General features: G+C 59.8%; 14 protein-coding genes. 3 read left to right on the top strand and 11 right to left on the bottom strand.

The window, feature by feature from the left end; translation table 11 throughout:
- Window positions 1–54: 54 nt before the first annotated feature.
- The 3 genes from CRX69_RS26515 to CRX69_RS26505 all read right to left on the bottom strand — a co-directional run bounded on the left by CRX69_RS26515 (window position 55) and on the right by CRX69_RS26505 (window position 4,079).
- Window positions 55–2,154 (bottom strand): autotransporter outer membrane beta-barrel domain-containing protein, encoded by a 2,100-nt coding sequence (locus tag CRX69_RS26515; protein ID WP_240539574.1) that lies wholly within the window; start codon window positions 2,152–2,154, stop codon window positions 55–57.
- 270 nt (window positions 2,155–2,424) lie between these two features.
- Entirely contained in the window at window positions 2,425–3,261 is an 837-nt protein-coding gene (locus tag CRX69_RS26510) for an amino acid ABC transporter permease (protein WP_107323147.1), read from the bottom strand.
- A complete protein-coding gene (locus tag CRX69_RS26505; protein WP_076383200.1) occupies window positions 3,258–4,079 on the bottom strand; it encodes an ABC transporter substrate-binding protein in 822 nt (273 codons plus the stop codon). Before CRX69_RS26505 ends, CRX69_RS26510 begins: the two co-directional genes overlap by 4 nt.
- Before the next feature lie 113 nt (window positions 4,080–4,192).
- Here CRX69_RS26505 and CRX69_RS26500 point away from each other — a divergent pair, with 113 nt between their 5' ends.
- Entirely contained in the window at window positions 4,193–5,092 is a 900-nt protein-coding gene (locus CRX69_RS26500) for a homocysteine S-methyltransferase family protein (RefSeq protein WP_047226704.1), read from the top strand.
- A 239-nt stretch (window positions 5,093–5,331) separates the two neighbouring features.
- Complete coding sequence (locus CRX69_RS26495) at window positions 5,332–10,677, top strand: dermonecrotic toxin domain-containing protein (protein ID WP_107323146.1); 5,346 nt, start codon at window positions 5,332–5,334, stop codon at window positions 10,675–10,677.
- A 159-nt stretch (window positions 10,678–10,836) separates the two neighbouring features.
- On the opposite strand, the gene CRX69_RS26490 is transcribed toward CRX69_RS26495, so the two are convergent.
- The 3 genes from CRX69_RS26490 to CRX69_RS26480 are packed head-to-tail and all read right to left on the bottom strand — an operon-like array spanning window position 10,837 to window position 12,609.
- Window positions 10,837–11,508 carry a GNAT family N-acetyltransferase gene (locus CRX69_RS26490; protein WP_047226706.1) on the bottom strand — a complete coding sequence of 224 codons (672 nt, stop codon included), beginning with the start codon at window positions 11,506–11,508 and terminating at the stop codon, window positions 10,837–10,839.
- A gap of 10 nt (window positions 11,509–11,518) precedes the next feature.
- On the bottom strand, window positions 11,519–11,965 hold the full coding sequence (locus CRX69_RS26485) for a GNAT family N-acetyltransferase (protein WP_047226707.1): 447 nt from the start codon (window positions 11,963–11,965) through the stop codon (window positions 11,519–11,521).
- Between the two features lie 2 nt (window positions 11,966–11,967).
- Window positions 11,968–12,609, bottom strand: a complete 642-nt coding sequence (locus CRX69_RS26480; protein WP_076383202.1) for an FMN-binding negative transcriptional regulator — start codon at window positions 12,607–12,609, stop codon at window positions 11,968–11,970.
- 100 nt (window positions 12,610–12,709) lie between these two features.
- Between CRX69_RS26480 and pdxR the strand changes: the two genes are divergently transcribed.
- Window positions 12,710–14,260 (top strand): MocR-like pyridoxine biosynthesis transcription factor PdxR, encoded by a 1,551-nt coding sequence (gene pdxR, locus CRX69_RS26475; protein WP_107323145.1) that lies wholly within the window; start codon window positions 12,710–12,712, stop codon window positions 14,258–14,260.
- A 124-nt stretch (window positions 14,261–14,384) separates the two neighbouring features.
- Here pdxR and CRX69_RS26470 read toward each other — a convergent pair whose 3' ends face one another.
- The 5 genes from CRX69_RS26470 to CRX69_RS26445 all read right to left on the bottom strand — a co-directional run bounded on the left by CRX69_RS26470 (window position 14,385) and on the right by CRX69_RS26445 (window position 23,919).
- A complete protein-coding gene (locus CRX69_RS26470) occupies window positions 14,385–18,104 on the bottom strand; it encodes a dermonecrotic toxin domain-containing protein (RefSeq protein ID WP_240539573.1) in 3,720 nt (1,239 codons plus the stop codon).
- A 1,033-nt stretch (window positions 18,105–19,137) separates the two neighbouring features.
- A complete protein-coding gene (locus CRX69_RS26465; RefSeq protein WP_107323143.1) occupies window positions 19,138–20,238 on the bottom strand; it encodes a polyamine ABC transporter substrate-binding protein in 1,101 nt (366 codons plus the stop codon).
- Window positions 20,239–20,250: 12 nt separating this feature from the next.
- Window positions 20,251–21,282 carry a histone deacetylase family protein gene (locus CRX69_RS26460; RefSeq protein WP_107323142.1) on the bottom strand — a complete coding sequence of 344 codons (1,032 nt, stop codon included), beginning with the start codon at window positions 21,280–21,282 and terminating at the stop codon, window positions 20,251–20,253.
- Between the two features lie 406 nt (window positions 21,283–21,688).
- The gene (locus CRX69_RS26455) at window positions 21,689–22,681 is read right to left on the bottom strand and encodes an AraC family transcriptional regulator (RefSeq protein ID WP_107323141.1); all 993 of its coding nucleotides are present in this window, start codon (window positions 22,679–22,681) and stop codon (window positions 21,689–21,691) included.
- A gap of 233 nt (window positions 22,682–22,914) precedes the next feature.
- Window positions 22,915–23,919 (bottom strand): asparaginase, encoded by a 1,005-nt coding sequence (locus CRX69_RS26445; RefSeq protein ID WP_107323139.1) that lies wholly within the window; start codon window positions 23,917–23,919, stop codon window positions 22,915–22,917.
- Between the last annotated feature and the right edge of the window lie 46 nt (window positions 23,920–23,965).

Here is a 23,965-nt window from a genome sequence, read left to right as displayed (position 1 = left end):
CTCGATACAACCGTTTAACCTCGGGGGGGCATGTGCTCCCCTTTTTTTTGCCTGTCAGAACATCATTCGCCATTGGCCCATCAACGCCCCGTTACGGTTGTCCTGACCGGTTTCACCCTTATAACTCACCCCCAGGGTATGCCTGGGCGAAACGGCCAGGTCCAGCCCTGTTTCGAAGAGCAGGCTGTCACGGTCCAGTTCGACGCCTTCGACGGTATACGACTTGCCTGCGCCGACCAGGCCCTGGCGGGAAGCGCCTCGGGTCTCGCCGTAGAGATGTTTCCAACCGAGACTCAAGCGCGGCGTCAGTCGCATGCCCTGGTCAAGAGAGAATGACCGGGCGAGGTGCAGGCCCAGGTTGCTGTGGAAATAGTCCTGGGCCTGACCGTTGAACTGCAACGCTGCGTCGCCACCGTTCTCCGAATAGCGATCGCGTTGGTAGCGTTGGTAGCCAAGGTCGATATAAGGCTCGACATCGAAGTGACCGATGTTCAGGTTGTAACCGAGCTGGCCAAAGACCTGCTGCGTATTGGCATCGTAGCGACCTTTGAGGCGATCCCTGAAACCGTTGAAGAGCACATGACGCTTGGTACTGCCGTCATGATTGCCGTAAACGGCGCCCAGGCGCAGCGCCCATGGCCCGTCCTGGCGCAAGGCGTAGGCGCCCAGGTGCCAACTGTCGAGCCGACCATCGAACTGCTGGCCGTCCAGCCGGGTTTGCGTCTTGCCGCCGATTATCCCCAGGCGCCAATCAGGGCTGATGGCCCAGTCGGTTCCCAGCATCACACCTCTGGTCGAGTGTTTCAGGGCATAGCTGCCCAATTGTTTGCCGATACTGCCGCTGTTACCAATGGCCTGGACCCAGACTTGACCGTCAGCATGCACGTTCCCCGGGTTTTTCTGGCCCATGGCCGAAAGCATTCCGCTGCTGATCGGCGCGATGCTGCTCAAGGTGGCGTTGCCCAGATCCGCAGTGTTGTAGCCACTCAGTTGGTCGATGGCGCTGGCGGCGGTCATCATATCGCTGCCGAGCAAGGCGTTGATGGCGGCGTTGGGTTTTGCGACTGGCTGGGTGGTTTGCAATTGGCCGGTGGGTTTGGGAGCGGTGCTGGTGATTTTGGGTGGCTCGACGGGTTTGATTGCTGGGGCTTCGATCCCTGGTCGGGCACCAGCTGCCTGTGCAACGGCGGGCCCGTCGTTGGGGACGGGCGCTGTTGGTTTGACCGGTTGCAGCGCTTCGATATGGGCCGCAAATTCTTGCCCGTTTTCGGTAGTTGCTGCTTGCTTGAGGGGAACATCGTTGCGCGCGTAAGTCAGGTTGACTTGCGTATCGGTGGGGCTCAGCGTCGCCGTCATGAATGCCAGATTGCTGGAGACCGTGCCGAACGTTCCTTCGATCTTCCCCGCGCGGATGACCGTGTGCTCGCGCGCCTCAATGTATTCGCCCGGCACGCCGGCGACGGTCAGCGTCGCGTTGTTGAGGAGCGCGGTGCCTTCAACGTTGATCGTGGAGCTACCACCATCTGCATTGACCCCGTAGATCAGTTCGGCACTCTCCGCCAACGAGAAGTCCTGAGTAATGGAGGGTGCGCCTATTTCGGGGCCGACTTCCAACTGGCCCGCGACACTCAAGAACTCCACAGTGCCATTGCCGCTGAAGCTGGCCCTTTCGCGTACATGAACCTGTCCATTGACCACGCCGGAGTTCGTCATGCTGGCACCTGGCTCGACAGTCACGCGATTGGCGACCACGCCCTGGTTGTCCAGCTTGCCGAGAACCCCTACCTGGCCGCCGATTCGGCCAGTATTGAGCAACGTGGCCTCTGGCTCGATCACCCCCCAGCCTGCGAAATGCCCGGTGTGTTGCCATTCACCTTGCGCAACCTGCAAAGCCATGAAGTTTCGGGTTTCAGCCAATATCGGATGCTTGGCGGCGTCCAGGCGCAGAACGTTTTTTCCACCGCCACCATCAATGATCCCGGGGAATTTTGCGTTTGCGCTGATGATGACCCAGTCATTTTTGCCCGTCCATTTCGCGTCGCCTTTACGGGAGGCGTTGGCATTTTGCCGCTTGGTATCCTTAGCTTCGGCGAAGGCCTTGAGGTGCTCTTGTTGCTCGGCGGTTGTGAGAATATCGGCTGATGGCTGAGCCATCGAAACATCGGCGCAGCCGAGCGCCAAGGCGATTGCCAGGGCAAGGTGTTGGGGTGGGTGTAAATGTTGGATAGACATCGAGTGCGGCCTCTCTTGAAAGAAGTCCGCACTTTAAAAATTCCACCCCCGGTCACGCTGCCAGCTAACGCCGCGCCTTGGGCAAGCCACAGCAGATGGAATCTGTAGGCCGGTCGTGTTGCGATCCAGAGATCGTCGCGTTGGCTTCCATGACCTGAAGCGTCGCCCTACAAGATCCTCGGAACTGTCCTGTCAGCTGCGCTTGAGATAAGCCTTCCCATAATGCCGCTCCATCCGCGCCTGGATCAGCTCCAACGCGATGGACATCAACCAGTAAATGATCGCCGCCGTGGTGAGCATTTCGATGTAGCGGTAGCTGGAGCGACCATAGGATTGCGCCAGGAACATCACTTCCCAGACGCCCATCACCGAGATCAGGGACGAGTCCTTGAGCATGGAGATGAATTGGTTGGTGGTCGGTGGAATGATGGTGCGCATGGCCAGGGGCAGGGTGACACGCCAGAAGATCACGGTTTCACCCATGCCCAGCGCAAGGGAGGCTTCGCGCTGGCCATGGGGGACGCCCAGGATGCCGGCGCGGAAGATTTCGCTCAGGTAGGCGCCGTAGTTCAGCGACAGGGCGATGATCCCGGCGGCAATCGCGCCCGGCACCAGCCCCAGTTGTGGCAGGCCCAGGTAGATCAGCAGAATCTGGATCAGCAGCGGTGTGCCGCGAAAGAACGACGCGTAGAAACTGGCAATGCCGAAGGCTACCGCGCTGCTGGACAGCCGCGCCAGGGCGGTGATGAAACCCAGCAAGGACGAAGCGACGATCGAACACAGGCACAGGAACAGCGTCAGCGCCGCGCCCTGCAGAAAGCCGTTGGGTGCCAGGTGCACGCCCAGCAGATTCGGCAGCTTGTCCAGGATGATGGAGAATTTCAGGTCGAAGCTCAGGAAAAAACTCGCGAACAACACCAGCATGGCTGCCCAGGTCAGGTACAACCGTGTGCGAAAACCGAAGATCTTTTTCAGGCGCGACTCGGCCACCGGTTGCGGTGGCCGAGAAGGGGATGGAAAGGAAGTCATTGGCTGATGTCGGCGCCGATCCATTTCTGGGAAAGCTTGCTCAAGGTGCCGTCCTGTTTCAACTGGGCGAACACTTCACGCACCTTGCTGTTCCACTCGGCGTCGCCTTTTTCGATGGCCACCGAATTCGGCTCGGAATAGAGCGCCTCGCCCGCCAGTTTGAAGCGTTTGTCTTCGGTCAGGCGCGGCTGCGCTGTCACCAGGTTGGTCAGCACCGCGTCCAGCCGCACCCCGGCACCCAGACCCAAATCCTGGAAGGCCACGTTGTCGGTGTCGTACGGGGCGATCTGCACGTCCTCGAAGGGGTAGCTCAAACGGGTGTCTTCGGCGCCTTCGATCACCAGGTTCTTGTTCAGGTAGCTCTCGTAGCTGGAGGCGCTGGTGAGGCCGACTTTCTTGCCGCTCAGGTCACTGGCGCCATGGATGCTGTCGTCCTTGGCGTTGACTACGATCACCGCTGGCGAGGCGTAATACTGGACCGGGAAATCGAACACCTCGGCGCGGGCCTTGCTTGGCGTCATGGAGCAGATACAGATGTCATAGCGCCCGCTCCAGCGCCCGGCGGCAATCACGTCCCAGGAGGGGGTTTCCAGGCGCAGCTTCACGCCCAGTTTTTCAGCGACCGCTTTGGCAACATCCACGTCAAAACCGTCGAGCTGGTTCTGATCGTTGAGGAATGAGAAGGGCGGATAGCTTTCCATCAGCACGCCGACCAGTTCTTTTTTCTGCTCGATGCGATCCAGCGTGGCGCCAGCGAGCGCTTGTGACGAAACGGCCAGTAGAGTCAGGCCGAGGGCCAGCAGCGGTTGAAATTTCACGAGAGATCCCTGGCTGAAAAATAAGTTGTGGTTAACCGATGGGTGCGTATTAAATAGTTATAAGAAGGACTCCGGTAGTGAGTATTTTTCATAAGCTTATGAGTGAATCGCATATGGGCGCAGCAACGATAGTCATCCTTGATGGCGGCATGGGCCGCGAACTGCAACGCCGGGGCGCCCCGTTCCGACAGCCCGAGTGGTCGGCGCTGGCCTTGAGCGAAGCACCCCAGGCGGTAGAAGCGGTACACGCGGCCTACATCGCCAGCGGCGCCAACGTGATTACCAGCAACAGCTACGCCGTAGTGCCGTTTCACATCGGAGAGGAGCGCTTTGCAGCCGAGGGCCAGGCATTGGCGGCGCTGGCTGGGGAGCTGGCGCAGCGGGCGGTACAGGCCTCAGGCAAATCAGTACGGATTGCCGGGTCGCTGCCACCGTTGTTCGGTTCCTATCGACCCGATTTGTTCGATGCTTGCCGTGCCAATGAATTGTTGGCGCCGCTGGTGACAGGCCTGGCGCCTCATGTTGACCTGTGGCTGGCCGAAACCCAAAGCTCGACGGTTGAAGCGCGAGCGATCCACGCCGGGCTGCCGAAGGACGGCAAGCCGTTCTGGCTGTCATTCACCCTGAAAGATGAAGACACCGATGAAGTGCCGCGCCTGCGTTCCGGTGAGCCGGTGGCGGACGCGGCGGCAGTGGCCGCCGAGCTCGGCGTCGAAACGCTGCTGTTCAATTGCAGCCAACCAGAAGTGATCGGCGCAGCAATCGATGCCGCGCGGGACACCTTCGAGCGCCTGGGGGTGAAGATCCACATTGGAGCCTACGCCAACGCGTTCCCACCGCAGCCGAAGGAGGCGACGGCCAACGACGGGTTGGACCCACTGCGCGAAGACCTTGATCCACCAGGGTACCTTCAGTGGGCGGCTGACTGGCGCAAGCGCGGGGCAAGCCATCTGGGCGGCTGCTGCGGGATTGGGCCGGAGCATATTGCGGTGCTGGCGCAAAAGCTGGTCTGAGCCTGGTTCATCGTACTGTGGAATAACCCTGTGGCGCGGGGCTGCGCAGCGGCCCTAAGAACTTGCGGTTGCTGCGCAACCGAGCGCAAGCAAGCGCCTTCGCCACGGAGTCGTGAGATTCTGCTGACATTTGGACTTACGCTTTTCCCCGAACCCTCTAACCCCTCCATACATATGTATGTCATTTCCGCTCGAACGGCGCGATAGGGTCCCAGCCCTGATCACAACCGGACACTGAAATGACTGTTTTCTCTGAAAATGAACGTGGTGTGCCTTCTTTCGCGCGCTTGAAACCCATCAGCCTGTTACCCAACGGGAGCCGATTTCAACCTCATACATTTGCCGATCAATGGTTAGCCCAATGGGGCCTCACCGGCGAGGTGCAGGTTCAGGTCACTTATCTGGAGGTCGAGACTGTCGATTCGGCCGCTGAACGCAAAACCGCCGCGGTGACGTTGCGGGACGCCGTGACACAAGGCTTTCTGAGAGCCCATCAAAGCCGGGCTTCCTCCTCCGCCTTGTCCCCGCGAGAGGGCTGGGTTTATCCCCACCGAAGTCAGATGTCCCTGGACTTTTCGTCACTGCGGGCCAACGGTAAAGCACTCTCGCAAGACGTCCTGCAGCAATTGCGAGCCGGCATCGAGCCCGGTTATCAGGGCACTGGACAGCCCCTCATCACCGAGGTGGATGCTCACGGCAATCTGCTCGGCGCCCGTGAAAAAGAGCAGCTCCGGCAATTGGGGCTTCTGGATGCCAATCAGGTGAAGCTGGCCCGGTTGCTCGCCGCGCTTCCAACGTTCGACACGGTACTCAAGAGTCTGCTGGTCGGCAGAATCAAGGCAAAGCTTGCGCAAGGGAAATTCCGTGCCTCGGCGTTTGAGCACCTGGACCCGGATCACTGCTACGTGAACCACTTTAGCGTCGACTCGATGGGTAAGCGTGCGTTGATCTCCTCGCAGCGCTTTACCGACGTCATGTTGAGCTGCCTGACAACGGACACACGGCCCACCTACACGGTCGATGGCGTGGGATTCTTCAGTCGTGCGGATACGGTGGAAGAGGCTGACAGCCTATTTGTCAGCCCATTGGATCGGAAAACTGCAGCGATCATGGAGTCGGCATTCTATGTCGCTCAACCGGCCACCAACGAAAGTCTCAAGCGGCAGTTTCAGGATGACCTCCTTGCGTTTCGCACGGGTAAGTACGTAGCGGACTGGCTCGATACACCAAGCCCATCCACAGCTGAAGCGGCGCTTGCTTTTTTGCTGTACCGGCGCTTCTTGTATTTGTTCGATCTGTACAAGGCTGATCGGGATCCGGCCCTCCAATTGACTCTGAGTGAGCGCAACCTGCAGAACGATGAGGATCGCCTGCTGGACCTCATCACGACCCATCCTCGCATGACGGACAGAAACCGCCTGTTGCGGGCGCCCATTCCCCATGTTTATGCCGTCATGCTCGACATGGGTGCCGCAGCGCCCCGCAAATGGCCCGCTGCAATGGCCATCAAACGGGCCGATCAGTCCGCATTGTTCCTGTACTCGCTGGAAGGAGGGATCCAGAAATTCCGTTCCTTCAAGGATCTGGTCAATAAGGTCAGCCCTGTCTATGAGGGACAAAAACGCAGGATTCGGGATATCGCCTCTGAATTGTCTGGACACGCCTTTGAAATCGCCGCAGATGACCTGCTGCGGTTTCAAAGTGCCGCGCTGGAAACGTTTCTGAATGCGCCTGTAAACGAAACACTCGCCTTGCCTGCCTTTGCCCTGAATGTCGAAAATGCGCTGGACCTGCCCATGCTGTCCCTTGCCGGGCCACTGGCTGCGCGCCAGGAAACCCTGGTTGAAGACAATCGCCCCGATTTCTTTAAAACGGCGACCTCTGCGGAAAAATCGCATTATCGCGGTCTGGAGCTGCTGGTATTGGAAGCCGCCTATAAATCGGCAGCCAGTGATATCCAGACGTTGTTGCAGTTCACCCGCCAGAAGATCAGGCAATATCTGCAAAAGGTCGTGCACGCGGACATAGACCCCGATCCGGACCTGTCCATGGTTACGTTTTTCTATGGGAAGAGGGCCAACCCGGGGCAGTCCCGTGTCAGCAGCCTGACCCAGTTGCTATTGGATAACCTGCGACCGTCTCAGCACCCGAATGCAATGAGGGAGGTACTGAGCGCTTACCTGATCGATCCAGACGGCGAGCGTATCCGCAACCCGGCCAACGGCTATTTCATTACGTTGAGCGGGCGCGAACTGGCCAAGATGGTGACGAGCATCGATGCCGGTGGCAGTTATGAGGCCATGCTCAGGGAGCAAATGAATAAACCGGCCTACAAGAAGGCCTGGCAGACAGCGTACCTGGCCAATCTGAAATTCAAAGGCTATGAGGCCTCGCTCAAGGGCGACACAGTGTTCAAGGCCCTGGTGGTCGATAAGACCTTCAACCCACCCAAATCAACGAAGAAACTCGCCCTCTGGCTGGACGCTGTCCTGAGCTCGCCGTCGGTAGAGGCCCGCGCCTCCGTCATGGGGCGCAGCGTGCATGTGTACGGTCTGATGTTGGGTGGAAGCATGGCCGTCGGCGGCCGACACGCCCATATGGGCAATGCGGTCAGCATCAATGGTGTGCTGGTGTTTTCCGATCAGGAAGGGCCGGATATCAAGGGCACCGTGGGGGTTTATTTTCCCGACAGTCCCGAGGGCGAGGACTTCCACGAGTTTGCCGATCTGAGCGAGGGCGTTGCCGAGCTGTTGTCACGGGAGGATTGGCAGGCGTATTTCCGTTCGCGTATCTCCACGCGTAACCCTTCCGAGATAAAACGCACGCTGGGGCAGCAAGGGGGGCGTCCGCTGATTCGCGGTTCGTTGATCACCGGCGACCTTCTTGAAGCCCTCCACCGGGCGCACATCAACTTTCACAGTGCCCATGCCGATCAACGCTCCAACAGTAACCGCGATGTCCGTCATCAAACCTATGGCAGGTTCGGGCAGATGGCGATCGAGGTTGTCATGGAGTTGGCCGGTATGTTCCTGGCGCCGGGTTTCCAGATGCTCAAGAGCGCCGTCAAGACCGGCTTGCTGGTGTACAGGACCGGGGCTATTCCGCTGAACCTGAAGACTCTGGCGCTCGTACATGCGGTAGCGAACCATGGCGGATCGCGTCTTGCCCGAGGCACCGTGCCCTCTCGGGGCCAATCTTTTTTCCGCGCGGTGACCGCGCGCCAGAGTCAGGATGAAGCGCTGTCCGGGTTGCCATTGGACATGGCGATCTATGCTCCTTATGCGGTGAAGGATGTCTCGGTGATCCGTGGGCTGACCGCGGACGCGCGAGGCTTTTATCGTGCCACGATCAGCAATGTGGCCACCGGCAGTGTGACGGCTCGCCCCGTGTATGTGCGACAACCCGACGGGACGGTGTTCCGTGTGCATGACCACACGAAGCTGGATGCAACCGAAGCCACCCTGGTCAACCCGATGACGGGGCTGGACATCCGCTCCAGTGGGGTGATGCGCAGCACCGTGGCGCGCATGTCCGATGGGCAGTGGCGTGCCGTGGGCTTTGGCCGGGGCGGCGGCAAACGGCCGGCGCAGACGCCTGCCCAACCGGGCCCGTCAAAGAAGCCTGCCCTATCGGTTTCCGCTGTTTCCAATTCGATACGCACGCCCGGCAGTTGGAACAATCGGATCATAGACCTGGTGCCGTCAATCATGACGCGCCTGGCGATCTGGCCACAAAACCGCAGCTTGCTGATCATTGATGAAATATCCGCACAACGTGCCTGGTCGGTGCGTTTTACCCCGGGGCAACATGAAACGATTTATCCGGTGGCCGAGCATCCGGATAGAGCAGATACAGATGTCGTTTTGAGACGAACCGGTCATGACCATTACAGTTTGCTCTTGGGTGAGCGCGTGGTGGATATCGATGCCGATGGTGATTGCCTATTCAAGGCCTTGGCGGCTGGGTTGAATGAAGGGCAGGCCCAGGAGACGTTCACGATGCAGGGGCTGCGTGATGCGGCAGCCGATCATGTCGACCAACATCCGGAGTTGAGTCAATACGTGGCGCCGCCAGTCTCCAGAGTGCAGCAAGCGCTTTTTGAGAATGCGCCATCGCTGGTCAATCTTCTGGACAATGCGGCGATGCTCGATCTCACCCGGATCGTCTACGGAACGCCCAACCCGCAGCGCTTGTTCCAACCGACCTTGGATTACTTGGACCTGCATGCAAACAGAACTGTTCGTATGGCAATTACTGGGGCGCCAGGGACTAAGTTACCCCCTGAGATCCTGCAGGAAGTCGGCCGCATGTTATCGCCCCGGTCTCCGGCGAACCTGACGGCGGGCACCAGCGGCCCTTTTTCCGCGCAGGAAAAAGTCACCATGAAGCAACTGTTCGAGGACATTCTGCTGCCGCCTGTCGATGATCAGAACATTCTCCGGCTGCTCGATGACAAGTACCTGCTGGTTTCCAAAGACGTGGCCCATATCATGTTGGAGTATGGGGTCACCGCCCGGCAGTTGGTCGGTCATCATCCCCGCAATAGCCTGGCCTATGTCAGGCATGAGGAGGCACTGCATAATCATCTGGACCCGGATGAGCTTGAAAGGCTGCTGGACGGTGCCCGTCTCGTGGATCGCAATGATTTGGATGACGTAAAAGACCAGCTGATGCGCGTTCGGGACAAGTTCGTCGATGACGATGCTGAGCTGTTTGATCAGTTCATGTATGCCGACATGGTCGAGCGGACCGTTGATTTATTCAGAACGGCCCTTGGGCGCTTCCCTGATCTGCTGCGGCGGGCCAACATTATCCTGAGATCCCGCGTTATCGCTCACAACCTCGGTGGCATGTTGTCCGTGAGTGACGTCGCGAGGTGGATCCGTAACCCGGCGCTGTCCGACAGGCGCTTTGAACTCATTGCCGCGTATGCAGACGCCCGTTATGCCGAACTGGAGCGTACGGGACGCATCGACCTTGACTGGATGCAGGTGTTCAATGATCAGAACCTGCAAAACATTCTCGTTTATCGACTTAATTTGATGGCGTTCATGAAGTTCCTGGGCGGGGCGCGGAAGAACGTTGAGAGCATAGACGTACCTGCCGTCGCGAAGTTGTTTAGCCCTCCAGGGGAGTCGCCGTCCAATAATCGGGTGGCCATCTTGTTAAATACCCCGGGGTTAGTGGGGAACCTTATGCGTCTGCAAGCCGATTACGCCATGCAGATCTGGCTTGACCTGATTGGGCCGCATTTTAGCGATGCGACTATTCGGCAGGCGCTTGGACGACCGGGGTCGCTGCGTACTGGACTGGAATTTGGATTGGCATTAAGAGAAAGCCTGGGGGCAGAAGAAGCCCGTGCGAATCGAATCATCCAGACCCTGTTCGCCATCGGCCAACGACGGGCCCAGCTCTATCTCTACAACTTTAACTTCCCAACTAACCGCTTGGGGCATAGCCGTCTGGATTTTGCCGTGTACCTGGAAAGTCATCTGAGCATCCCGGAGTGGGCCTGGCAGTATGCACGACGGGGCGTGACCCCTGACTCGCTCAAGCAGTTTGGTGAGGTGAAGAGGTTGGAGTGATTTGACGGTGGGCAGGCGACGAATGTGTCGACTGCCCACTAGCCATCGCGAGCAGGCTCGCTCCCACAAGGGATTGGCGGCGAATACAGATTCTGCATTCGCCCTGGGCTCCTGTGGGAGCGAGCCTGCTCGCGATAGCTGACTGTCAGGCGAAACAATTCAAGAGCGACACTCCACCAACCCAAGCACCTGCCCACCCGCGCTCTGGTTCTCCTCACTCAGCCAGCGCTCGAATCCTGCCCGGATCGCCGGCCACTCCGAATCCAGCATCGAGTACCACGCGGTGTCGCGGTTCTGGCCCTTGACCACCATATGCTGGCGGAACACCCCTTCAAAGGTGAAGCCCAGCCGCTCGGCAGCGTATTTGGAACGGGCATTGGCGTTGTTGCACTTCCATTCCAGACGCCGATAACCCAGAGCGAAAGATTCCTTGGCCAACAGATAAATCGCCTCGGTGCTTTTCGGCGAGCGCTGCATCGGCGCGCCGAAGGTCACATGGCCGATCTCGATGCGGCCTTGTGCTGGCACGATCGACATCAGGCTGAGGATGCCCTGCACCTCGCCACTGGCGCGGTCGATCACGCTGAAGAAATACGGGTCGACGTTGGCGGCGTGATTGGCCAGCCACGCATCGAACGCACTGCGATCCTTGAACGGGCCGTAGGGCAAGTAATCCCAGAGTTTCGGGTCGGCACCGGGCCCTTCGAGGGCTTGCCACAGGCCGTCGGCGTGACGCGCCGGATCGAGTTTTTCCAGGCGGATGAAGCGCCCTTCGAGCAACTGCGTAGACGGCGCCGGAGCGCCTTTCCAATCGGCGAGGGAAATCGACATGCTGCGCTCCTTACAGGGCTTTGCGAAATTGAATGTAACCCGGGCGTTCGGCGATGCGCTCATAGAGCTGGATCGCCGTCGCGTTGGTTTCGTGGGTCAGCCAATGCACCTTGCAGCAACCATCGGCCTTGGCGGTGGTGTAGACAAATTCGATGAGCTGGCGACCGACCCCGGTGCCGCGGCTGTGCTCTGTCACCAGCAGGTCTTGCAGGTAGCAGGAGTTTTCGATGCTCCAGTTCGACCGGTGATAAATGAAGTGCACCAGGCCTACCGCCGTGTCGCCGTTCCAGGCGAGGGCGCCGTGGGTCGGTTCGCGGTCATCGAGCAGACGTTGCCAGGTGCTTTGGCTCACGGCCTGCGGCAGTTCGGTGTTGTAGAAACGCAGGTAGGCCTGCCACAACGGCAACCAGGCGGCGTGATCGTCAGCGCTGACGAGGCGGATCTGGGGATGGCTCATGTTCACTCCTTGGACGATAGGTCATGCATCAGGTGTGCGAGGGCCTGGTCCTGCGGGTCCAGGCTGGCGGCAAGACCGTGACGTACCCCGCTGATGTCCGCGGGGCTGCGGTTCTGGCTGAGTTTGCGTTTGCCTTCCAGGCGCTGGATGGGCAGGGTGAAACCGACGATGGCCTTGAGCATGCTGTCGATGTACTGCGCCGGTGCATCATCGATTTTCCAGGGCTGGGCGCGGCCGGCTTCGTGACGATCGGTCAGGGCGCCCACCAGGTTACGCAGGCGATGGGGATCGCTGAACACCTCTGCGCGGCCATAGGCGTGTACGGCCAGATAGTTCCAGGTCGGCACGACTTTGCCGTGTTCGGCCTTGCTGGGATAGAAACCGGGACTGACGTAGGCGTCGGCCCCGGCGAAAACCACCAATGCTTCGGCACCGGCTTCCAGGTCATGCCATTGTGGATTGGCCCGGGCCATGTGGCCGTAGAGGCTGCCATTGGGGCCTTGTTGCGGGTCCAGCAACAGTGGCAAATGACTGGCCTGCAAGCCGTGTTCACCGTGAGTGATCAATACAGCCAGGCGGCAATCACCCATCATGGCATGCAGTTGGGGCAGGTCTTCGACGACAAAGGCTTGTGGGTTGTACATGACGATTTTCCTTGGCGAATGCGAGCATCCTAGGCAGGCTATTGGTCTGTTGTAAGAGCCACTTATGACCAATTCGATAGGTCCATTTGCGAGGACTCTCATGAACAATGCCGTGCCGCCACTGTCGTTCAACCCCGCCGGCATTGAGCTGGACCGCCGTCAGGGGCTCAGTCGCCAGCTTTACCAGGCTTTGCGTATGCGGGTGCTGGATGGGCGGTTGGCCAGCGGTACGCGTCTGCCGGCCAGTCGCGATCTGGCGGCGGCCTTGGCGATTTCCCGCAATAGCGTGGTGCGGGCCTATGACCAGCTCTACGCCGAGGGTTTCATCGAAGGACGGGTCGGTGACGGCACTTATGTGGCAAAACTGTCGTCGACGGCCCTGCCGCTGAAAAACATATCCACAAAAGTATCCACAGGGTTTTCAACAGGCTTATCCACTGGTTTATCCACAGATTGGCTGGATTTACCTGTGGGTCCATCCAGTAAAGTTATCCACAGCGGTGCATTGGAACGGGTCGGAAAGCACCATTTGCCCCAACCACCCCAGGGGCCGCCAAGGGCATTTCGGGTCGGTGTTCCGGCGTTCGATCTGTTTCCTTTCGAGGTTTGGGCCAAGCTGAACGCGGCTTTCTGGCGCAAGCCGGATCTGCAGCAACTGTGCTATGGCGATTCCCAAGGTGATGCGCGCTTGCGCGGTCTTATCGCAGCGTATCTGCGCAGCTCCCGAGGCCTGCACTGCACAGCTGAACAAATTGTGATCACCAGCGGAGCTCAGCAGGGCATTAGCCTTTGTGCACAGCTACTGGTGGACCCGGGTGACGTCGTGGCTGTGGAAAACCCCGGCTATCGCGCTGCCGGGCATGCGTTCTCGGTCGCCGGTGCCGAGGTCAGAGGGGTGCCCGTGGATGGCGATGGTCTGGATTGCGCGGCGCTGGGTGCGTTGAACCACTGTCGGCTGGCTTATGTCACGCCGTCCCATCAGTACCCGACCGGGGTCGTCATGAGCCTTGCGCGGCGCTTGGAGCTGCTGACCTGGGCCGAGCGCAATAATGGCTGGATCGTCGAGGATGACTATGACGGCGAGTATCGCTACAGCGGTGCGCCGCTGGCGCCTCTGGCTGCACTGGATCGCCAGGGGCGGGTTCTTTATGTCGGGACGTTCGGCAAAGTCGCGTTCCCGGCCTTGCGCCTGGGTTATCTCGTGTTGCCACCCGGCCTGGTAGACGCCTTCGCCCGACGTCGTGCGGTGGATGTACGCCACTCTGAAGTCAGTACCCAGGCGGTGATGGCCGAATTCATGGCCGCCGGGCATTTCCAACGGCACATCAGGCGTATGCGCCGGGCCGCCCTGGCCAGGCGCGACGCGCTGCTGGCCGGCTGGCCGAAGGCGGTTCCAGGGGTTGGCGCCATGCCCACGGTGGTGGCGGGCCTGCACGTCACTGTGCCGGTGGACAGCGTCGAGCGTGAGCAAGAGCTGATAGCCCGAGCGACCCATGCCGGTGTCGAAATCAATGGCTTGAGTGGTTATTGGTTGCCCACCACGACGACGCCAGTGCGAGCCGGGCTGGTGCTGGGGTTCGCGGCCGTCCCGCCAGCAGCGATTGGCACCGCGCTGGCGAGCCTGGCCAAGGCCTGGAGAACAGGAGGCTGAGCGCCTGGCACAATCCCTGTGGGAGCGAGCCTGCTCGCGAAGACGTGGGCGCATCCAACATGGCGGCTGGCTGATCCACCGCTTTCGCGAGCAAGCCCGCTCCCACAGATTCAGATCCTGACCGTTATGAGGGCCGCTTTGGAAAGAACACTTCCCTGGCCTGATCCACCGCAATTTCGCTGCGGTAAAGATCGATCAATTGACGCTGGGTGAGATCCTGGGTGGCGTCGGCGCGTGCTCCCTTGTTGACTTGTTCCGGTGTTTTCAAGCGACCGGAAAGGTAGGCGTGGGCGGGGACCCAGTCGGTGGAGTAACGGAAATCGGCAAACCAAAGCGTTTTGTTTTCCTTCACGTCCCTGATCTCATACCGGTCGAGATAGCCGCGAAGAGGGCCTTTGTTTTTTTGTCGGTTCTTTAGTTTGGTGATGGAAATACGGTTGCGGCTTTTAAGCCAAATGACGCCATCCATGGTCGGAGGGCGATGTTTGATGACATTCAGTACGGCATCGAAGGCTTCCTCGTACAGGGCCTTCGCTTGCGTCTTGAGTGCCATGCGCAGGGCTTCGGCGGTACGCTGTTGTTTTACTGACACTTCAACGGTTTCGTTCGAGGCACTGTCCACTGCCTTTTTGATTGCAATGCCGACTTTCTCCATCCTGTTTGCATGGGCGTTCAGGATCATTCCGAGACCGGTGGGCGATCGGCCTGGCGCATTCATGTGCTCCTCGACCTGCGCCTGGAACGCCTCCAGCCCATCGATCAGGGCTTGGCCCTTTGCGAGGCTGGTTGCCAGTGGCGGGACGATCTGCGGCGTGTCGGCGAGCGCATGGGGCACCCACTCACCGGTTCCCTTGCGGTGGAAGGTGGCGATGATCTTGTCCGTGACCGGGTTCTTCACATCGACCCAATCGGTTTCTTCCTGCATTTTCGTTAAACGAGGCTCACCACTGACAAGGCCCCAAAAGCGTGCCCTGATGAACTTCTTCCTGAACCTGGGGCGTGGCTCGTAAGGGTTGCCCATGCTGCGCCGGTTGCTTCTCTCATCCAGGGCCTGGGCCAAATGTTGCAGTGCCCGTTTTTTCAGGCAGCCGATCTGCTTGTTCAGCCGATTGAGTTCGGCCGGCCGGGCGCTGTCCTTGTATTCAGTGCCCACGTATTCGAGTTGTTCTTCAAGGGCGGTGAACTGTTCCGTGAGACTGCCAAATGCATCGATTTGCTCATCCAGCCGGATCACGCTGCGTTCCTCGATGGCGTCGTGCAGGCTTTGGAAGGCGATCGTGGCGCTATCAACCAGTTGGTTAATGACCGCCCAACCTTCGGGCACTGTATTGATGCTGTCGAGCGACAGGCAGAGGTGGCGATACATGTCCAACTGGATAAGACGAATACCGTCGCTCTTGTAGGTCGGCATTCTTCCACGGTGCTGCCGGATAAACTCAAAACCTTCACGCCCCAGTATCTTGAGCCTGGAAAAACGGGTCTCCATGTAATCCAGGCGCTCGTTCATATCCTCGCCGACCCGGATCATGCTTTCGGCTGCATCGACGTGCTGCTGCTCCACGACCGCGACGCCGGTGGTGGCCATGTCCATGGCTGTTCTCAGGGCTGGGGTAAACCGCTCTTTCAGCGCGTCTATCTCTTCGAACGTGAAGTTGATCTGTGCGTTCAGGTAGCCAAGCCTGGCTTTAGGCGCGTCGGGTCTTGATTGGAAGACGGGCCATTGCGTCAGTATGTTCAGCGCTTCTTCATAGCTTTCGCGCTGGGTTTTCAAGGTGCTCAAGTAAACGTTGCGCTTGGTCTCCTTGGCGGAGCCCGAGGCGCTGTTCAATTCTTGCGCATTCATTGTCAGCAGTGCCTGGTGCTCCGGTTTTTTTTCTTCGAAGCGGTTCAGTTCGGCCAGCAGTTGAACGCTGCGGCGGTGAGTGTCGGCGATGACTTTTTCCATCGCACCTTTTGAGCCCGTTCCGCGCAGGCGCAGACGGATGTCGATATGCCAATTGCCGTGTACATCCAGCCTCAGGGGAGGGCCCAGGCGCGAGGGATTCTTCCCGTCGACGACGCAGACCTTATCGCCCACCATCAGCACGTTGAACCATTTTTCTCCCACTTTGGCGTACCACCGCCCCTGGCGTTGATAGAGCCCTTTGGACATGCCATCGGTATGGGCCTGCCCTGGTGTTTCGGGCGCGTCGACACTGAAACTCTCAAGGAGCTTGGCACCCTCTCCCGATTTGCCTGTCAAGGCACCGCTGGAATGGATGGACTCATAGTGTTCGGGGTGCGGTTGCTTAGCGGTGGAAGGCGCGAGTTTTTCGATAATGAGCTTGGGTTTAACCAGCTTGACCGGCTCCTCTAACACCTCCGGCGCCGCTGCCCTGCGACTGCGTGTGCCTTCTCTGGCATGGTCGATAGCGTGGGTGGTGATCGCCATGGCCAGGTTCAGCAGCAGGTCGACGAATGCCTCCCATGTGGCTTGGTCGTTGGCGTGTTCGCTGTCCTGCATCAGCGTTTCAATGTCATCCAGAATTTGCCAGAGCCAGACGGCGGTGCCCACGGCAGCGCCCAGATAAGGCAGGGCCAGGTTGAAAATCAGCCAGCCTGCCTGCTTGAACGTACTCCAGCGGGTTTCGCTGTTGGAGACCGATTGCCGGTCTGCAAGCTCGACCAGGGCATTGGCATTGGCCTTGAACAACAGTGGCAGGAAATCGGGGCCCAGGGTTTTTTCGCTCAAACCGACGGGGGCGCTATCGAGCCATGATGTAAAAGGGTCCGTCGCAAACTCAACGATGACCCAGGGTGAGGGCAGCGGGCCCGAGAAAATGTATCGGCTGTAATTGCTGCGCACCTCATCGGGCAGCCAGGCCAGGACCGATTGGCGCAATTCAGGGATTTGCCTGATCGCATACAACAGGTTGCTGGAGGAGGGGTACTGGCACAACTGCGGCTCAAGCAGCGGTCGATAAAGCAGGCAGGGACCGGCGTCTGGATTCTTCGGACCGATCACGAACATGTTGGTCACGATGTCTTCCGAGGGGATCAGTTTCTGTTGGGATATGAAGGCCAGCCTGCGCAAGACGATGGGTTGTCCGTCGACCTTACGATCGGCTTCCTCCGGCTCCATCAGTGCGGCGACATAACGGTAACCCCGTTCGTCGATGTTCCCACGCCCTCGGATCTTTCCCTCCAGCGCCAGCATGGGCAGTTGAATGCGCAACTGGGAGGTGTACAACTCTTCGCGGCGGGCCGATTCGGTCGGATCGTCGAGCAGTTTGCTCTTCACCAGATCGGGATAGACGCGACCGATATCGATTTTGGTGATCAGGCTTTCGATGTAGTCGGTCGTCATCCAGGTGGGCAACACCTTGCCGGTGAGGGACCTGACGGTTTTGTTGCCCAGGGGCAGTGCAATCAGGTTTTGCAAGGCCAGCTCAACGAGATTGAACCGGGTGGTCTCGAATTTGCCCGGAACGATAAAAGACCCCCAGGCCACGAGGCTGCGAATCTGGATCTCGATTTTTTCCGGATCGAGTGTCGCAGCGTCGGCATGGTCCGCTTGCATCTGCTTCTTGAGGGCGTTCAAGGCAAACTCCTTGATAGGAGCAATATCGTCCAGGTAGGTCTTGCCGGCATGGGAACTGCTCAACGCCGAAAGGTTTTTCATGTGCTGGGCGAACAGAATCTGATCGGATATCGACGCTGCCAGCAGCCAGTCGGGGATCTTTTTATCGAACCACGTCGCGCCAAGACCTTTTTCTGCGTCCAGCCCGCTGGTCACTGGCTGTTCGTCTTCGATGGATGCAATTTTTTTCAGAAAGCTGGGGGAACCGAGGATCTTGACCTGCATGGCGATCAGGCCGCAGGCCTTTTGATCGAAGATGTTGCCGGTGGGCTCATACAGCCGCCACTGGATTTTCTTGCGGAACGTGGTGTCCAGTTGCGTCGGGAGAAATTGCCCCAGCGCTTGCTGTGAATCGAATTTTTTATAGCTGTCGCGCAGCGAGTACGTAAGGATGACCTCTTTGCTGGCGATGGTTCCGATCAGTACCACCAACGAGTTTTCATTCAGGCGGCTCACTTTGGTCCCGTCAACTTCATCGATGTCGATCAGGTACGCGTGAGTGTCGTAGCGATCATGTTGCTTGCGGTCCTCCGGGTTGGGGTAAAGGAACAATTGCCTGGCCATGTCGCACTCAGTCGCGGTCCAGCCATTGACCTCTTTGACGTCCCAGATCTTGCGCAGCGTTCTGGAGAGCTCATGCCAGCGTGGTCCGGATGTGCCCACTGGCGCGTTCCAGTACGCCAGTTGTTGTTCCTGGCAGGCGGACAACATGACGGGCTCCAGTTCGTTGATCAGGGCTCCGATCTGTTCGATACGTACCGGCAGATGCACCTCCGGGGTGCTGATCGGTAGCTGAGTCAAAAAGTGCACGCCTTCGATCAGCATGGTCGAATCGCTCGCGCCTACTCGTTCGGCCACCATATCGCTGAGGGTTTCGTAACGGGTGGGCAGTTCCAGGATTTCGCCGTCGACAATGTCCCAGCGAGGCTCGCCAACGACTGTGTTGAGCGGATCGAGGTCCAGTGTCGGATACATTTTCTTGAGGGCCCTGCGCAGGAGCACGGCGGCAACTTCCGGGGAGGTAGGCCCTGCGAGTAGCTGGTTGAGCACAGCATTCTTGAGGCTGGCTTCAGGTGTAGTGTTCGTGGTTGTAGAGGTTCTGGTCATCTGACGCTCCCTGTCTTGCGATAGGTGGAATCCCCGCCGCTGAATGCTTCGGGGATTCCATGCTAGGGAGGTACAAGACAGGGAAGGTGGTAACTATGTATAGGCCGGCTGACAATGCCCGGTTGGGAATAAACCCCTTGCCGCAGAGCCTTTACTGGCCGGATTTAATCCGGGTCCAGGCCCGCGTCCGCGCGCGCTCGGCGTCCCTGGGCAACGGTTGCAAGGTGTAGAGCGTAGCCATCGCCGCCTCGGTCGGATACAGGTTGGGGTTGCTGCGGATCGCCGGGTCGACCATTTCGGTGGCGTCCTTGTTGGGGTTCGGATAGCCAACGAAATCGCTGACCGGTGCGATCACCTCCGGTTGCAGCAAGTAGTTGATAAAGGTGTAGGCGTCGTCCGGGTTTTTCGCCCCTTTAGGGATGGCGAGCATGTCGAACCAGATTGGCGCGCCTTCCTTGGGCAGGCGCATGTCCACGGTCACGCCGTTCTTGGCATCCTTGGCGCGGTTGGCCGCCTGGGAGAAGCTACCGGAGTAACCGACCGCCACGCAGATATCGCCGTTGGCGATGTCGGCCATGTACTTGGACGAGTGGAAATAGGTGATGTGCGGGCGGATCTTCATCAGCAGCGCTTCGGCCTTGGCGTAGTCCGCCGGCTTCTTGCTGTTGGGGTCCAGGCCCAGGTGCTGCAAGGCCAGGGGCAGGATCTCCGACGGTGAATCGAGCAGCGCCACGCCGCACTGCTTGAGCTTGCTGATGTTCTCTTCCTTGAAGATCAGATCCCAGCTGTCCACCGGCGCGTTGTCACCCAGGGCAGCTTTGATTTTGTCCGGGTTGAAGCCGATCAGGATGGTGCCGTACATGTAGGGCACGGCGAATTTGTTGCCGGGGTCGTTGGCTTCGATCAGCTTCATCAGCTTGGGATCGAGGTGGTTCCAGTTCGGCAGCTTGCTGCGGTCCAGGGGCTGGAACACCCCGGCCTCGATCTGCTTGGCCAGGAACACGTTGGACGGCACCACCACGTCGTAGCCGGAATTGCCGGTCAGCAGCTTGGCCTCCAGCGCTTCGTTGGTGTCGAAGATGTCGTAGACCAGTTTGACCTGGCTGTTCTGCGCCTTGAAATCCTCCAGGGCCTTGGGCGTGATGTAGTCGAACCAGTTGTAGACACGCAGGGTGCGCTCTTCGGCCTGGGCAGCGCCGCACAGCAGCGCGGCGCACAGGCTGGGAACCATCAAACGCTTGAGTCTGTTCATGCTGTTATTTCCTCATTGGGCGCTTTGAAAACCTTCGAGAACGTTCACGGCATTGATGCCGATTTCTGCTACCGCATAGCCGCCTTCCATCACAAACAGGGTCGGTTTGCCGAGCGCGGCGATGCGCTTGCCCATCGCCAGGTAATCCGGGCTGTCGAGCTTGAACTGCGAAATCGGGTCGTCCTTGAAGGTGTCCACGCCCAGGGACACGACGATGACATCGGCGTCGTAGCCTTGGATTTGCCCGCAGGCCTGCTCCAGCGCGACGCTCCAGGTGTCCCAACCTGAGCCGGCCGGCAAAGGGTAGTTGAAGTTGAAGCCTTCACCGGCGCCTTCACCGTACTCGTCGGCGTAGCCAAGGAAGAATGGAAACTCGGCTTCCGGGTGGCCGTGGATCGAAGCGAACAGCACGTCGCTGCGCTCGTAGAAAATCGACTGGGTGCCGTTGCCGTGGTGGTAATCGACATCGAGGATCGCGACCTTCTTATGGCCCTGGTCGAGAAAAGCCTGGGCGGCGATGGCGGCGTTGTTGAGGTAGCAATAGCCGCCCATCAAGTCGCCGGCGGCGTGGTGCCCCGGCGGGCGGCACAGCGCGAAGGCACTGCGAGCGCCGCGCTGGATCTCGGCCTGGGCGGTTAGGGCGACCTGGGCGGCGCTGTAGGCTGCCTGCCAAGTGCCAGCGGTGATCGGCGCGCCGGCGTCGAAACTGTAATAACCCAACTGGCCGTGCAGGCTCGTGGGTATGACCGTGCGAAAGGTCCGCGCCGGCCAGGTGAAGGGCAACAAATCGCCCTCGCGGTTGTACTTGGCCCAGCGGTCCCAAGCACCTTTGAAAAACTCCAGATACGCCGCGCTGTGGATGCGCTGGATCGGCTCCAGGCCAAAATCCTGCGGCGCCTCCACCGGCCCCAGTCCCCGCGCCTTGACCCGCTCCAACACATGATCGGCCCGGGACGGCATCTCGAAGCAGGGCATCAATTGCCCGTCCATCAACTCGCAACGCCCGTGGTGCAGGTGGTGATCGTCTGAATAGATCGTCAGCATTTTTTTGTTCTCCGCAAGGCTGGTCGGTTTGAACACAGTCTTGCGGCGTGCGGCGTTTCAGAGAACGGCAGGAGAGGCCAAAAGGGGATTGAAATGGCCAAAAGGTTTGACCGTAAATCGCCCCTTGTTGGCGCGGGGGTGCGCGTGGGTGGGGCATGGAAGCCCCTGTGGGAGCGAGCCTGCTCGCGAAGGCGGCGGCACATTGCAGCCTGGTCTAACGGATGTAAGAGGTCCGTGGCGAGGGAGCTTGCTCCCGCTCGGCGGCGCAGCCGTCGTAGACCGGTTGTTGCGGTCTGCCTGGCGTCAGCCTTTAGGACGCCGGATGTGTCTGAGCGGACGCCATCGCGGGCAAGCCTTGCTCCCACAGGGTTAGGTGTTGTGCGTGAAAGCGGCGATTAACGAAAGCTCAGGACCTGAACTGACTCGGCGCCACCCCACTCCAGCGCACAAAGGCATGTCGAAAACTGGCGGTTTCGCTGAAACCGAGCATTTCGGCAATCTGATAGATCGGCAATTTATCCTCGCACAGCATCTGCTTGGCCCGTTCGAAGCGCAGTTCGTCGAGGAGTTCTTGATAGCTGCAGCCCATATTTTTGAGGTGACGACGCAAGGTGCGCGACGAGCAGTTCATTTGTTCTGCCAAGCCTTCCAGGCCGGGAGCGGCGTTCAATTGTGCACTGAGCAGTTGGCGAATCCGCCCCAGCCAGGCCTGGCGACCGGTGAACTCGGTGTTCTGCCGACGGCAGCGTTCGGCCATGGCGTGGTGGGTGATGGGGTCGGCCAGGGGCAGTGGTTGTTCCAGCCAGTGACGGTCGAAGGCAAACGCGTTGTCGACGCTGTCGAAACGCACTGGGCAGTCGAAAAGCGCTGCGTAGCGCGCCTGGTAATCGGGCGCCGAATGTTCGAAGCGCGCCGCGCGCAGGGGCAGCGTCTGGCCGAGCAGGTCGTTGCAGATGACTTTGAGCGAAACCATGCAGAACTCGGCGTTGAACACCGCCAGGGCCGGGTTCTCCCGATAATCGCTGGCGCTGAGCCAGACCGTTTCATGGCCTTCTTCCAGATGCAGGTCGAAGAGTGTTCCCAATAGCGCCGGATAGCGCAGCGCCAAACGCAAAGCGTCACCCAAAGTGGCACTGCTGAGCAGGGCATACCCCAGCATCCCGTAGGACGACACGTGCATGCGCAAGCCCAGTTCCAGGCCGATGTCGCGCTTGAGGGCCACGGCATTGGCGCAGACCTGCATCTCCTGATTGGTGGTGATGCGCGTGTCGGCCCGGCTCAGATCCGCCGCGCTGATGCCGCTGCCGGTCAGCAATGCATCACTGGGCAGGCCTTCGTGCTTGAAGGTATTGAGTACCAGGGAGACGGCGTTGAGTGTGGTCAGGTGGGAGTGAAGCATGTTCGTTTCCGGCCGGAGGAGGCTGGAAATGGAGCAAGTTGTGTGCCGGGCGGTTTTTCAGCATGAACCACAGCGGCAAAGGAATTTATCTGTGGCGAGGGGATTTATCCCCGTTGGGCCGCGCAGCGGCCCCCCTGAGTTCTATCTGATAAAGCGCGGCGTTGAGGCAGTGGGGGCGCTCCGCACCCCAGCGGGGATAAATCCCCTCGCCACAAGTTGATGCCCGGCTTGAATTAGGTGAGTTCGCCACACAGATCCAGCTCAACCAGCCGGCGAACCTCATCCACCGGCAGCCCGGCGCCGATCAACGCCTGCAACTTGCCGAGCGCGGCTTCGCGGGTCATGCCGCCGCCGGACAGCACGCCAGCGCCCCGCAAACGGCTGCCGGCCTCGTATATATCCAGCTCGACGCCACCTTCATGGCATTGAGTCACGGCCACGACCACCACGCCGCTGTCCCGCGCCCGCTCGAGGCTGGCGAGGAAGGCCGGGTTGTCGCTCGGGCCGGTGCCGCTGCCGTAGCATTCCAGCACCAGGCCCTGGATACCGCTGCCCAGCAGGCCATCGACAATTTCGGCGCTGATGCCGGGAAACAGCGGCAGCGCCGCGACGTTCGCCAGTTGCTTGGGCTGGTCGTAATTGAGCTGTGCCGGCAGCGAGGTTGCCTTGATGCCACCGCCCTGACGCTCCAGGCGTTTGAACGGATGGCGACCGAAGCTGCGCACCTTGGCGCAACGGGTCGGGGCCAACAGCTCGCCGTGGAAATACAGATGCACACCCGGCGCCAGCCCCTGGCCGAGGGCGACCAGCGCGCCACTGAGGTTTTCCCAGGCATCGCTGTCGGTCACGCCGGCGGGCAACATGGAGCCGGTGAAACACACCCGCGCATGCAGGCCGAGTAACTGGAAGCTCATGGCGGCCGCGCTGTAGGCCAGCGTATCGGTGCCGTGCAGGATCAATACGCTGTCGCAGCCCTGCACATCCACGGCATCGACCACGGCTTCGCGCAGTTGCTGCCAGTAGGCCGGGGTCATGTTGGCGCTGTCGATCAGCGGCGACATTTCCCGGAAACGCCATTGCGGGATGACGAGTTCGGGTTGGCTGTGCAGGTAATCGCGCATCCGTGCTTCGAAACCGGATGCCGGGGCCAGGCCATGGGCGCTGGCCTGCATGCCGATGGTGCCACCGGTGTAGAGCACCATGACGTGCTGGGCGGCAGGGTAGGTCGAGAAATTCATGGGTGTTCTCCGAGGACGAAAGCGACAGCTCATCGGGCTGTCACAA

It is taken from the genome of Pseudomonas rhizophila (assembly GCF_003033885.1).
GTDB classification, from domain to species: domain Bacteria; phylum Pseudomonadota; class Gammaproteobacteria; order Pseudomonadales; family Pseudomonadaceae; genus Aquipseudomonas; species Aquipseudomonas rhizophila.
Note: the sequence above shows the minus strand (reverse complement) of the source record. Positions and strands in the feature narration are given on the sequence as shown.